Origin of the sequence: Prevotella brunnea, assembly GCF_008016795.1 — a bacterium.
Taxonomy (GTDB): domain Bacteria; phylum Bacteroidota; class Bacteroidia; order Bacteroidales; family Bacteroidaceae; genus Prevotella; species Prevotella brunnea.
This window is the reverse complement of the sequence record NZ_SDIK01000014.1, coordinates 1-13,104: the sequence shown is the minus strand read 5'-3', so window position 1 is coordinate 13,104 and position 13,104 is coordinate 1. Positions and strand designations below refer to the sequence as shown.

11 protein-coding genes are annotated in these 13,104 nt (G+C 44.4%); 1 reads left to right on the top strand and 10 read right to left on the bottom strand.

The window, feature by feature from the left end; all coding sequences use genetic code 11:
• Nucleotides 1–349: 349 nt before the first annotated feature.
• The 10 genes from murI to ETF27_RS02010 form a co-directional block, all read right to left on the bottom strand.
• Nucleotides 350–1,192 (bottom strand): glutamate racemase, encoded by an 843-nt coding sequence (gene murI / locus ETF27_RS02055; RefSeq protein WP_147785416.1) that lies wholly within the window; start codon nucleotides 1,190–1,192, stop codon nucleotides 350–352.
• A gap of 7 nt (nucleotides 1,193–1,199) precedes the next feature.
• The gene (locus ETF27_RS02050; protein WP_147785415.1) at nucleotides 1,200–1,709 is read right to left on the bottom strand and encodes an OmpH family outer membrane protein; all 510 of its coding nucleotides are present in this window, start codon (nucleotides 1,707–1,709) and stop codon (nucleotides 1,200–1,202) included.
• A 156-nt stretch (nucleotides 1,710–1,865) separates the two neighbouring features.
• The gene (locus tag ETF27_RS02045) at nucleotides 1,866–2,369 is read right to left on the bottom strand and encodes an OmpH family outer membrane protein (protein ID WP_147785414.1); all 504 of its coding nucleotides are present in this window, start codon (nucleotides 2,367–2,369) and stop codon (nucleotides 1,866–1,868) included.
• A 102-nt stretch (nucleotides 2,370–2,471) separates the two neighbouring features.
• Entirely contained in the window at nucleotides 2,472–2,987 is a 516-nt protein-coding gene (locus ETF27_RS02040; protein WP_130830668.1) for an OmpH family outer membrane protein, read from the bottom strand.
• Nucleotides 2,988–3,089: 102 nt separating this feature from the next.
• Nucleotides 3,090–5,720, bottom strand: coding sequence for a BamA/OMP85 family outer membrane protein (locus tag ETF27_RS02035; protein WP_147785413.1), 2,631 nt, complete (start codon nucleotides 5,718–5,720; stop codon nucleotides 3,090–3,092).
• Nucleotides 5,713–6,477 carry an isoprenyl transferase gene (locus tag ETF27_RS02030; protein WP_130830579.1) on the bottom strand — a complete coding sequence of 255 codons (765 nt, stop codon included), beginning with the start codon at nucleotides 6,475–6,477 and terminating at the stop codon, nucleotides 5,713–5,715. The genes ETF27_RS02035 and ETF27_RS02030 overlap by 8 nt, the downstream gene beginning before the upstream one ends.
• Nucleotides 6,478–6,529: 52 nt before the next feature.
• Nucleotides 6,530–7,222: a type IX secretion system protein PorG gene (gene porG, locus ETF27_RS02025; RefSeq protein ID WP_130830578.1), complete on the bottom strand. Its 693-nt coding sequence runs from the start codon at nucleotides 7,220–7,222 to the stop codon at nucleotides 6,530–6,532.
• 99 nt (nucleotides 7,223–7,321) lie between these two features.
• The gene (locus tag ETF27_RS02020) at nucleotides 7,322–8,698 is read right to left on the bottom strand and encodes a DUF6242 domain-containing protein (RefSeq protein ID WP_130830577.1); all 1,377 of its coding nucleotides are present in this window, start codon (nucleotides 8,696–8,698) and stop codon (nucleotides 7,322–7,324) included.
• A 204-nt stretch (nucleotides 8,699–8,902) separates the two neighbouring features.
• Complete coding sequence (gene pckA, locus ETF27_RS02015; protein WP_130830576.1) at nucleotides 8,903–10,516, bottom strand: phosphoenolpyruvate carboxykinase (ATP); 1,614 nt, start codon at nucleotides 10,514–10,516, stop codon at nucleotides 8,903–8,905.
• A 480-nt stretch (nucleotides 10,517–10,996) separates the two neighbouring features.
• The gene (locus tag ETF27_RS02010) at nucleotides 10,997–11,383 is read right to left on the bottom strand and encodes a hypothetical protein (RefSeq protein WP_130830575.1); all 387 of its coding nucleotides are present in this window, start codon (nucleotides 11,381–11,383) and stop codon (nucleotides 10,997–10,999) included.
• A 700-nt stretch (nucleotides 11,384–12,083) separates the two neighbouring features.
• Here ETF27_RS02010 and upp point away from each other — a divergent pair.
• Entirely contained in the window at nucleotides 12,084–12,743 is a 660-nt protein-coding gene (gene upp / locus ETF27_RS02005; protein WP_130830574.1) for a uracil phosphoribosyltransferase, read from the top strand.
• Nucleotides 12,744–13,104: the final 361 nt, after the last annotated feature.

The window sequence follows — 13,104 nt, the reverse complement described above, 5'->3', positions numbered from 1 at the left end:
TGCCGAAAATATGACGGAACTTAGGTGTTGTCCATCTTCTTTTATGCAAGTGCACTGACTTCAAATTTAAACTATATAATGTTAATGTCAAGTCATTCAGTAAATAAGAAAATATTTGACAAGTAAAACAGAAAAACATCGTCAGATCTGACAAGTGAATTCAGGAAAAGACAAAAGGTCAGCTTTTGGCGTCCAAAAGCTGACCTTTTGCCTTTCAAAAGCTTACCTTTTACGTTCCAAAAGCTAAGCTTTTGAAAGGTAAAACGAAATCATTTTACAAGTTCAGGCTGTTTTTTAGATTTTCTTTCCTAAAAAGCCATGCTCGCAGCCCATTCGTTTCTTTGCGCGATTATTCCATCGACAGGTGCGAAACCGCTATGACCTCCGGCAAAAAGATGCGTGCGTTTTCCTCGAACTTCTTGGAGTTCTCGGTGGTGTAATAACGAGTGGAACCACCTTTTGTGCAGCGTTCATCCATGTCGGTATGACGCTGAAGATAGTCTTTCAGGCTTTTTGCCACATATTCGCCCTGCGCGATGATTTGAACGCCTGCAGGGACGTATTTCCGGATTTTGGGCATGAGGATGGGGTAGTGGGTACAACCCAAGATGAGCGCATCGATTTTGGGGTCGAGTTCTAAAATGTGGCGAATCCGCTTTTCCACGAAATAATCGGCGCCGGGACTGTCTGCCTCATTGTTCTCTATGATGGGTACCCACAGCGGACAAGCCACTCCGGTTACTTGAATGTCGGGCCACAGCTTTGTTATCTCCAAGGTGTAGCTTTCGCTCCTCACCGTGCCTTCGGTGGCAAGCAACCCCACGTGTCGGCTCTCGGTCAGCGTACCTATTATTTCAGCTGTTGGGCGAATGACACCCAGCACGCGTCGGCGTGTGTCCCATTTCGGAAGGTCGTTTTGTTGGATGGTGCGCAAGGCTTTCGCCGAAGCCGTGTTGCATCCCAATATGACCAGTTGGCAACCCATCTCAAAAAGTTTCAGCACGGCTTCTCGCGTGAATTGATAAACCACGTCGAAAGAGCGCGAACCGTACGGAGCGCGTGCATTGTCGCCCAGATAAATGTAATCGTATTCCGGCAGCAGGTGGCGAATGCCCTGTAGGATGGTCAGCCCTCCGTATCCGGAATCGAAGATGCCGATGGGTCCGGCTGTGGGCGATAGGTTTCCTGTCATGGGGTGTTTACTTTAGAACGGTTTTCAATGTCTCGGTGATGTCTTCCCCCATGGAGATATCGGCGTATGGCAAGGCATTGTTGTCGGTATTCAGGATGAAGGCATATCCGCTCTCGCGCCCCATTTCCCTGACGGTGTTTTTTAGTCGTTGATGTACGGGAGCAAACATTTGTTTTTCCGCTTGCCCAAGTAGTTTTTCCGACTCCTTTCTAAATGCCGTGTTTCTCTCCATCATGTCTTGTAGTTCTGCCTGTCTTTTTTTGAGTATGGAGGGAGCCAGTGTGGGGCGGTCCTCAAGGAACTCTTCGTATTTCAGGTGGAAATCCTCTTCCGAACGTTTTATCTCGCTATCGTATTTGGCGCGGAGCTGTTCCATGTTCTTCGCTGCGAGTGCATAGTCGCTCATGGATTTCAACACCTCCTCGTAGCTGAAAAAGGCGAATTTCCATCCCTGTGTCTGCGCAGATGCCAATACCGGCATGAGCAGGAAAGCAAGAAAAAAGAGTGTTTTTTTCATTTTGTTTCGTTCCTTTCTGTGTAAGGGAAAAAAGAAGTCGCCGTATAACGAATCCTGTCAGCGGCGACTTTCCCAAATTTTCTCATCGTATTCGATGGGATGATGTTTTCTTTTCTACCGGGTAAAGACACCCGCGAAGGTTTGTAGAAGAGTGGTTTACTTCATTTTTGCCAGCTGGGCTTTCACCTCTGTCGTAATATCTTTGCTGATGGCTTCGTTGATGTAGAGTGGCTGACCGGCAGCTTTTTCCATGATGTAGGTGTAGTTGCCTGCCTTCGCTACAGCCTCGATGGCTTTGCGTACTTTTTCGAGCACCGGACCGAGCTGCTTTTGTTGTTCCTCGTTGAAAGCCTTCTGATTGTCTTGAGCTGTTTGCTGAATTTTGGTGTACATTTCCTGAAGTTCTTTCTCAGTCTCAGCTTGCTTCGTTGCATTCATCGTGCTCTTGGTCTTGTCGTAATCTTCCGCTTTGCGCTGCAATTCCTTTTGCATGTCTGTCAGCTGTTTCTCGTATTCCTTTCCTTTGGCTTCGAGTTTCTGCTGTACGCTGGTTGCTTCGGGTAGGGATTGTAGCAAAGCCTGTGAGTCAAGATGTCCGAATTTCTGTGCGAACATGGTCATTGGCGCACAGAGCATTAACATTAAAATAAGTTTTTTCATTTTCTTGCGTATTGTTTAATTGTTTGTAAATTCTGTTTTCGCCGGGCGTTGTGCAAATATACGATTTTTTTCTCATATAGCGTTCACCCATCGGTGATGTTTCTAATTTCCGTATCCGAGTTTTTGCAACACCTCGTTGCTGATATCCACTTTCGGGGAGCCATAGATGATGCCGGCAGTGCTGCTGGAACGGTCGATGACAAGGCTGTAGCCACGTTGGTCGGAGATATCTTTCACCGCGTTGTAGATTTCTTCCTGAATGGGAGAGATGAGGCTGGTGCGTTTCTTAAAGAGTTCTCCTTCGGGTCCGAAGTACTTCCGTTTCAGCTCCGCTGCCTGCTTTTCTTTCGCGAGGATGTCTTCTTGTTTTTTCTTTTTCTGTTCTTTGGATAGGAACACCACTTCGTTCTGATAGTTTTTGTACATCGTTCCCGCCTCCGTGTTGAGAGCTTCTATCTCCGCCTGCCACTTCTTGCTGACTTGATTGAGCTGCTCGTTGGCTCGTTCGTAAGCCGGAACGTTGCTAAGGATGTACTCCATGTCGATGAGCGCGAATTTTTGCGCGTTTGTTTTCGAAGGCAGGAGTGCGAGGATGAGGAGCATTAAGCTCATCATCATGGTCTTTGCTATGTTTTTCTTTTCATAATTCATGTTTTGTTCCTCCATTTTATGTTTTGGGATGAGTAAGTGATGATAGTTGCGTTATGCTCGTTGTGAGGGTTAGAACTCTTGTCCGAGAATGAAGTGGAACTGACTTCCGCCTTTTTCCAATCCATGGGAACCATACGCCTTGTCGAAACCGTATGCCCAATCGATACCCATCATGCCCACCATGGGGAGGAAAATGCGGATACCAAGTCCGGCAGAGCGTTTCATTTCGAAAGGATTAAACTTTTTCGTGTCGTTCCATGCGTTACCGGCTTCCACGAATCCGAGTCCGTAGATGGTTGTGTTGCCCAAAAGGAACGGATAGCGAAGTTCAAGCGTAAAACGGTCGTAGGCATAACCTTCGAACCCGCGTGGCGTCAGTGAGCCATTATCGTAACCGCGCAAGCCAATGGTTTCTTCGGCGTAACCGTTGGAATAGCCACTCATGCCATCTCCACCCATATAGTAGGTTTCAAATGGGCTTTTCTTATTTTTATTGAAACTTCCGAGCAGTCCTAATTCCACACGAGTCATTAGCACGAAGCATTTAGTGCCACTTGACAACGCGGTGAAGGTGCGTGCCTTGAATTTCCATTTGTGATATTCCACCCAGCGGTACTTCTCTTTCTGTTCTTCTTGATACGTTGGCGAGAAAGGATCGGCTGCCAGGTTCTTGTAATCTTTCTTGTCCCATAACGACCAAGGCGGGGTGATGGTGAGTGAGGCGGAGAACTCCGAACCGCGTCGTGGGAAGAGCTGGTTGTCGGTTGATGATCTGTTGAGTGCGATGCTCAAGTTAAGGTTGTTCGCGGAACCATTGGTCATGATGAAATAACGCCAATTCTTGAGCATATAACGCTGATAAGCGAGTTGCAATGAGAGTGTGAAATAATCGTCAGGCCATCTTAGTCGCTTTCCCCATCCTATGTTTATACCAAGCAACTGAACGTATTTGTCAGGGTCGTAATAGTTCTCGTAGTCGTTATAGTTGTAATTCCCCAAGCCATACATGTAGTTGTAGTAATTATTCATATAACCTCTGTTATAATAATTGCCCGACACGTCTGTTTGTTTGGAGAAGTATGTTCCCACGGTAAACTGTATTGGACGTTTTCCTCCAAACCAATTGGTGGCATATTGCAAACTATAAGATTGGTAGTAGCGTCCGTTGGTTTGTGCGCTTATCGACATGGTTTCGCCATCTCCAATGGGAAGAATGCCACGGTGCTCCTTGTTCTTGCGGAAGAGATTTGCCATGGAGAAGTTGTTCAGTTTCAAACCTACGCGACCGATGACTCCTGTCTGTCCCCAGCCTAATGAGAATTCAATCTGGTCGTTTGATTTCTGCTTCAAATTCCAGTTGATATCAACGGTGCCATCTTCAAAATTGGGCTTAACATCGGGGTTTACGGCTTCAGGATCGAAGTGTCCCATGGACGCAAGCTCGCGTGCCGTTCGTTGGAGTGCATCCTTGGAGAATAAATCGCCGGGTTTTGTTCGCAACTCTCGGCGTACAACGTTTTCGTAAAGTCGGTCGTTGCCATTAATTCTCACATGATTAAGGTGCGCCTGTTGTCCTTCGAAGATGCGCATTTCAAGGTCGATGGAGTCGCCAACAATATTTACTTCCGTAGGTTGGAGGTTATAAAACAAGTAGCCACTATTCCAATAAGCGTTGCCGACGGCGTCATCGTCTTCGGAAAGTCGCTTGTTCATGTATTTTTGGTTATAGACGTCTCCCTTGTGCATATCGAGCAGCCTTGAGAGATAGTCTGTCGAATAAACGGTGTTGCCTACCCATGTGATGTTGCGTATATAATACTTCTTTCCTTCATCCACCTTTACGTAAACGTTCACGTGCTTCTCGTCCGCGTTCCATACGCTGTCTTCAAGGATGGTAGCATCGCGATAGCCGTATTCGTTGTACTTCTTGATGAGATTCTTCTTGTCTTCTTCCCATCTTTCCGGTGTGAATTTTTTTGCTTTGAAGAAGTTCTTGAACTTGCCTGCTTCGTGTATCTTCGCAAATGCTCCTTTCTTGAACATTGAGCCTTTGATCTTTTGATCGCTGATTTGCTCGTTTCCTTCTATGAAGATTTGTCTTACTTTCTTCTTTTCTTTCTTATCAACGTCAATATCGAGAATGACTTGGTTCTTGGCTGTTACGTCATCGCGCTGTCGAATGTTCACTTCTGCATCTTTGTAGCCTTTGTCATCAAAATATTTCTTTGCCAAATATTGGGCGCGGTCTATCATATTGGGAGTTATCTGTCCGCCTTTGAGCAACCCGATTTTTTGATCTAAGTCGTTACGCTCTGATTTTTTCAAGCCTAAATAATTGATGGTGGATATTCTGGGGCGGGTTTGCAGATGAATGTGCAGATAGGCTTTGTTTCCCACGAGTGAATCCACGGAGATGGAAACATCAGAGAACAGACCATGTTTCCAATATCGCTTCACTGCATCGGTTATGGCAATGCCGGGAATTTCCAAATCCTGACCTATCGACAATCCTGAAATGCCCGTTAAAATATAATCCTCATAACCTTCAACGCCTGATACCGCTAATCCCGCCAGCTTGTATATTTGGGGATTGCCCGCATAGGATATGGTGGGGTTTACAATCTTTTCTTGAGCGTTTGCTTGTAGGCTGAGCGACATTGCGACAGCTAACAGCAGCAAGATCTTATTTATTTTACTCATCGGTAGCGTTCTTATTGTTTTCTTGTTCAGTTTCTATTTGTTTTTCGGTTTTCCCGAAGCGTCGTTGACGATGCTGATAATCGGCAATGGCTTTGTGAAGGTCAGCTTCCTTGAAGTCAGGCCAATACGTATCGCAGAAGTATAGCTCGGAATATGCCAACTGCCACAAGAGGTAGTTGGATATTCGCAGTTCGCCTCCTGTCCGAATCAGCAATTCCGGGTCGGGCATGAAGTTTGTGCAGAGGTTCTCGCTTATGGTTTGTTCCGTGATATCATCGATGTTCAACTCGTTGCTTTTCACCTTTTGAGCTATTTGCCACGTGGCTCTTGTCAGTTCCCATCTCGCGGAATAGCTCAATGCAACCACCATTGTCATGGCATTGTTTTTCGCAGTGTGCTCCATGGTTTCTCGAAGTTTGGCTGTTACTTCTGCAGGTAGTCGCTCCATGTCGCCTATAACCTGAAATCGGACGTTGTTTTTCATGAAGATTTCGTCCTCCAGAGACGATAGTACCAATCCCATCAGTGAGGCAACCTCATCAGAAGGGCGGTTCCAATTCTCCGTTGAAAAAGTGTAGAGCGTGAGATATTTCACCCCTAACTTCGTACATTCCGAGGTGATGCGTCTCACGGTTTCAACTCCGGCTTGATGACCGTAGGACCGTTCTTTTCCGCGTTGTGTTGCCCAACGACCATTACCATCCATGATGATGGCAATGTGTCGTGGTATTCGTTTCATATTCAACTCTTCTTCCATTTTATGTGAAGATAGTTTCGTTATTTAATGTTGTGTGATGCCTTCGCGTCCGCTATTCGTCATCGTTGTGGCAGGTACGGCACTTGGGCAAAAGACTATAGGTAAAGGTCAGCTGTAGCGCGGAGTAGCAATCGGTGTTCTTGAACAATCCGCTGCTCTTGATGTCGTAAGGGTCTTTCTGACCATCCAATTCGTCAGACAAGGAGAGATGTATTGCCCATTCCAATCCGACGTTCATTCGCTCAGCTACTTTATATTTTACACCGATTCCAATCGGAACGTTTGCCGAGAAGATCGATTCTTTATTTCCTTTGTCAAGTTTCACGTATGTGGCTCCTATGCCTCCAAATACAAATGGGGTAATTCTTTGTGCGCCCCTGTATTCCTTTCCTGTGCCGTAGGGCCAAAAGTTGTATTCATATGTGATGCCTACGTCAATCAGCGTATTGTTAAATTCGTAGGGTTCTTGTGCAAATTTAGGATAATATGTCTTAACCTCATTGGAGCTTCCCTTTATTTTTCCATAGGAAAGGTTCATCTTTAATCCCATGTAAGGATTGAAAACATAGCGAGCCAGCAGTGATCCCATCGGTTGAAGATTCTTTGTTGGTGCGCCATTGAAGTCGCCTAAATATCCCATTAGTCCCAGACCTCCTCCAATTTCCATTCTATATTCTTCCCCATCCTGTGCCTTTATTGGTGCAGCTGCCATGATAAGCAATATGTAGAATAGGAAACGTTTCATTCAATTTGGGGGTTATGACTTCTTAAGAGAAATATCAACAGGTGGCTGTTCTTATTTTATTGTTCTGTTGTTTCTTACTGATTATGGTATGGCGTGGCATCATTCCGTGAATGCTGTTTGGTCTTTCGTCCACCCATCGCTATTGAGCCGTCCGCGCCAGATTGTCCCACCGCAGATGATCCATATAAATTTGTGGCTGTCTCTCACGGCTGTAAACGCACCGGCAGCCATGAGATTGGCAGGGAGTGAAAATTGATTGAATTTCTTCCATGTTATGCCTCCGTCTTCGCTGACGAGCATTGGCGCGAAGACTTTGTTCTCCACTCCCATTGCCAGTAACTTTCCGTTGAAATCCAGCACATGAAGGTCGATATATTTCGGTAATGTATAGGAATGGGCGTTGTTGTTATCGATGAAGCTCCATTTGTAATGAACTGCGTCTTTCTTATCCACAAGCTTTGTCCATGCAACTGCTTGCGAGAACATGGGAGTTGTTCCCACCAATGTGGTGTACTCAATTGATCTATTGGTGGACAGTGTACGAGTGATGTAGCTGAAGTCTGCGGTTGGGAACATCGCCATATCGTCATCTGTTTCTTCAGCACTCCACGTGGCGCCATTGTCGTTTGAGGCGTAGAGAGCCCCCGAATCGGAGATGCCGTATATATTTTTTGTATCTTCGGCGACAAGTTGTGTAAGTGAGGTGTTGCTTACCACAGTCCATGATAATCCATCTGCGGAGCGTTTCACCTCACCATTGTCTATGATGTACAAATGCTTTTCATGCGCAATCACGCCTCTGTAGGCATCGGCTGAGAAGGAACCGGGTAGTTTTGTCCATTCCATCCCGTCTTCTTCATTGGTGAAATAGCCATAAGTGCGATTGTCCTTACGTCCGAAGACGAAGACTTTTCCTGCGAAAGCAATGGCTTTATTGTCTGTCAGCAGTTCTAATTCCTGGTTTTTCGGAAGAGCCGACCATGAGAAAACGTTGCCACGCTGTTTGTGTACGTTCACCGTTACGCGATAATTGCGATAGCTTGTTCCGTTCAACGCGGTAACTATCAAAATGCGTGGGGTGGAGAAATCGGTGGAATCGTTTTCGTTGAAATACTTTAAGCTCAAATCTTTGACGGACTGTATGGAAACTCTTCCGCCCTTTTTTGTTGTTACTTTCGCCAACACCTTTGCCACATTCGTTCCATAGGGCAGCGAGTCCGGGTTGTAAATGAGGCCTTGGGCTTGGTCGATGTAGAACTTATATGAAGAAGCATCGTAGTCGATGATGTATGTGCTGTCTCTGCCGGCTTTGTTCACGCTGTCGCGAACCAATTTTAACTTGCCCAGCGAGAATGCCGTTATCGCGGTGTCGTCGGTCGTGATGTTTTCGTTCTCTTCCTTATTGTCTTTCAAACAGGAGCTGAGCAGAAAGGTTCCCATTAGTATCGCAAGAAGGGAAAATATCTTATTTCTCATGAAAAGCTAATTATTCAATTTGGATGCAAATTTAATTAGAATTCTTTAGATAAACTCCTTTTTACTCATTTATTATGTAAAATATGCTTTATAACAGCATTTTTTAAGTTTGTTTAGTACGGATTCCCCATTTACGAAAAAACGCCCTACTCCTAATTGCGGAGCAGGGTGTTTTATAATTGATAGAATCTTATTCTGTCCGAATTAGATTTGCGGACCGGCTGCTACCAAAGCCTTGCCAGCCTCGTTTCCGGTGTACTTAACGAAGTTCTTTTGGAAGCGTGCAGCGAGGTCTTTTGCTTTCTCATCCCACTGGGTTGCGTCGGCGTATGTGTCGCGCGGATCAAGGATGTTGGTGTCCACACCTTCGAGTTTTGTTGGAACTGCGAAGTTGAAGTAAGGGATGGTCTTGGTAGGTGCGTTGTTGATGTCGCCGCTCAAGATGCCGTCAATGATACCGCGTGTATCCTTGATGGAGATACGTTTGCCCGTACCGTTCCAACCTGTGTTTACGAGGTAAGCCTTTGCGTTGTTCTTCTCCATTTTCTTCACGAGTTCTTCAGCGTACTTCGTTGGGTGAAGTTCCAAGAAAGCCTGACCGAAGCAAGCTGAGAATGTTGGAGTTGGCTCGGTGATACCACGTTCTGTACCTGCCAATTTAGCGGTAAAGCCGGAGAGGAAGTAATATTTGGTCTGCTCCGGTGTTAAGATGGATACCGGTGGCAATACTCCGAAGGCATCGGCTGAAAGGAAGATTACCTGCTTTGCTGCCGGACCTGCCGAGATGGGGCGAACGATGTTCTTAATGTGGGTGATGGGATAAGATACGCGAGTGTTCTCGGTTGTGCTCTTATCAGCAAAGTCTATCTTGCCGTTGGCATCGAGTGTTACGTTCTCCAAGAGCGCGTTGCGTTTGATTGCGTTGTAGATGTCGGGCTCAGACTCCTTGTCGAGGTTGATTACTTTTGCATAGCATCCACCTTCGAAGTTGAACACGCCGTTGTCGTCCCATCCGTGCTCATCGTCGCCAATGAGCAGACGTTTCGGATCGGTGGAAAGAGTGGTCTTACCCGTACCTGACAAACCGAAGAAGATGGCAGTGTTCTGACCGTTGAGGTCGGTGTTGGCAGAGCAGTGCATGGAAGCGATGCCCTTCAATGGCAAGTAGTAGTTCATCATTGAGAACATACCCTTCTTCATTTCACCGCCGTACCATGTGTTGATGATAACTTGCTCCTTGGTTGTAACGTTGAACACAACTGCTGTTTCAGAGTTCAAGCCGAGTTCCTTGTAATTTTCAACTTTAGCCTTTGAAGCATTGTAAACGATGAAGTCGGGCTCTTGGTCAAGCTCTTCCTGATTGATGGGCTTGATGAACATGTTGGAAACGAAGTGAGCCTGCCATGCCACTTCCATGATGAAGCGAATCTTCATGCGGGTATCCTTGTTGGCACCGCAGAAACCATCAACCACGAACAATCTCTTGTTGGACAATTCTTTCTTGGCGATGCTGTTTACGGCAGCCCAAGCCTCTTTTGATGCTTTCTTGTTGTCGTTCTTATATTCGTCGGATGTCCACCAAACGGTGTCATGCGAGTTCTCGTCGTCAACGATGAATTTATCTTTAGGTGAACGACCGGTGTAAACACCTGTCATTACGTTTACTGCACCAAGTTCTGAAACCTGGCCTTTTTCAAAACCTTCGAGACCTTCTTTTGTTTCCTCTTCGAACAAAACCTCATAAGAAGGATTGTAAACAACTTCTGTTGTTCCTGTGATACCGTACTTTTCGAGTACGCTCTTATCAAACTTTGCCATTACTTTAAAAATGTATTTAGTTGAAAAATATTTATATTACTTACTTTAATCTTTATACCCTCAAAACCATATTTTTGCCACAATCGTAGCACTTTCTGTCCTATCGTTTGAATCAAAGATACGGATAAGACTATAATTATTGTGGCAAAGTTATAAAAAAAAATATATATAAGATAACTTCTACTCGAAAAAAAACTTTCTTTTGCCTTTTTATCCTGTTTGTTTGGTATCTATCCTCTTCTCGGTAATCATTTTGTAAAGTTTGCTTTGCAATTGTTTGCGTTTTCTTCGTAAGTCTCGCATCGTGGCTAATGCTTCGAAAGCAGGGGAAAACACTATCCGATGTCCTCGAAACCTCTGCGTATATGTTTTTGGCAGAGCGCGCATACGGGAATAGAATAGAAGAAAAAAGACGCGAGTAGAGACTTTCTCAAATGTATGAGAATCCTGTTTCCCGCATCTTTTTTAATCTCCATAAGCTTAAATCCTTATGCCAAATCCAAGACTTCCTATCGGCTTTAGGTAGTTCTTGTGGGCGGAACCGCGCGTGTCATAATGTTTTCCTCCTAATCCAAGGCGAAAGAACATTTTGTGGTGTTCTATTTCTATATAGCACATCAACTGACAAGTGTTATATCTCCAATCACTATGCTTCTCGGAAAGGCTGTAACCAGCCTCTGTGATGAGGTTGAACAATTTGTCTTTTATCACTCTGTACCCCACATTCAATCCATAGCTTCTTGTCTTGAAATACTCTCGCTTGTCATCCTGCTTCATCAGCATGGTCGCGTTTGTCAGTTTTGTACCTACATACAATCTGTTGGTGATATAAAAATTACCTTCTATTGCTCGTTCTTCCGGTTTCATATCTCCAAATGCGCACCCTTCAACTTGAAGGATAATGTCGGATTTGCCTTTTTGAGCGAAATTTGTTAATGGAAACAGGCAGAAAAAAACTAAAATAAAAAAATAATACTTTTTCATGTTTTTTTAATTTTAAATTGATATAAAACCATTGTAACTGAAACGTTTCATGCCTCAAAGGTAAAAAAATAAAATAAAAAAATGTAATTTTAATCCACTTTTTTATATTTTCCATGCAAATTTAGGATAAAAGCCCTCTCTGGAAACTTAGTTATATGTCTTTTTTTTGTATATCTATTATCAAAAATCAATAAATTATAAAATTAAATAAGCTCTGATTATTAAGAATATAATTCTATCTTATCTCGAATTCGCATAATCCTGATAATATTCCACTCGGTATTGATCGCGAGCCTAAAAACATCATCTCGCCAAGATAGCGTTCTGTGATGGAAGTTTGTTGATTGCGGAAATTAACGATGAAATATCATTCCCCGAAAAGAAAAACTGAAAAAGAGGATAAAATATTTAGAAATTATTTTCGGAAACTGTTTTTAGATTTCGTAGTTCTTGAAAAAAAATGTAACTTTGCAGAGTTTGAGCTTTTCCTAAATGGTGGAAGTGGCTAAGGCTATGGTTCACAAAAAATAGTGCGAATTTCTTGAGTTTTATCTCTTTAATTTTTAATATAGGCAAATCAAATATGGAAATCATTAACTTCTCAGAGCAAAACTCCGTTATCAACCGCTATATGGCGGAAATACGCGACAAGAACTATCAGCGCAACAGGTTGTTGTTTCGCAACAATGTCATGCGCATAGGCGAATTTGAAGCATTTGAAATCTCCAAGCGACTCCAGTATGAGGCGCAGGAAATAGAGACCCCTTTAGGGGTTTCAAAGGTGAATGTCCCAATCGATAAAATCGTGCTCGCTACCATTTTCCGCGCCGGGTTGCCTTTCCACAACGGATTTCTCAACGTTTTCGACCATGCCGGGAATGCTTTCGTCAGTGCTTATCGCGAATACAAGGATGCCGCGCATCATGAGGTGGGCATCCATGTGGAGTATCTTGCCACGCCCGACATCAATGGGAAGACGCTCATCATTGCCGACCCCATGCTTGCCACGGGAGGTTCGATGGAATTAGGGTATAAGGCCATTCTCACCAAGGGCACTCCGCGCCATGTGCATGTGGCTTGCGTGATAGCCGCTCCGGAAGGTATCGCCCACATTAAAAAGACTTTCCCCGACAGCACTACTACCATTTGGTGCGCCGCCATTGATGAGGGGTTGAACGAGCACCAGTATATCGTGCCCGGATTCGGCGATGCCGGCGACCTTTGCTACGGCGAAAAGATTTAATTTCACTACCATCTGTTTACGAAAAATCCTGTCCGTTCCTCTCCTGCTTTGTGGGAGTTTTTACCCTTTTGGAAAGACAAGAAGGAGAGTGGACGACATTCGCAGTCTATTGGTGCAATGGAACCTTGCAAATTGGGGTGGAATGACAGTAAGGGCGCGCATTGATTTCCGGTTGAAAATAGATGAATTTTCAAGCCTCTGAATATCACTGATAATCAGCGGTTTACGAATGTCATTTTAAAAGCTTAGCTTTTGCGTTGTAAAAGCTTACCTTTTGCATCCCAAAAGCTTAGCTTTTGAAAAGCGAAAGCTAAGCTTTGGATAAACGAATGAAAAATCAATGTCTTTTCCTGAATTCACT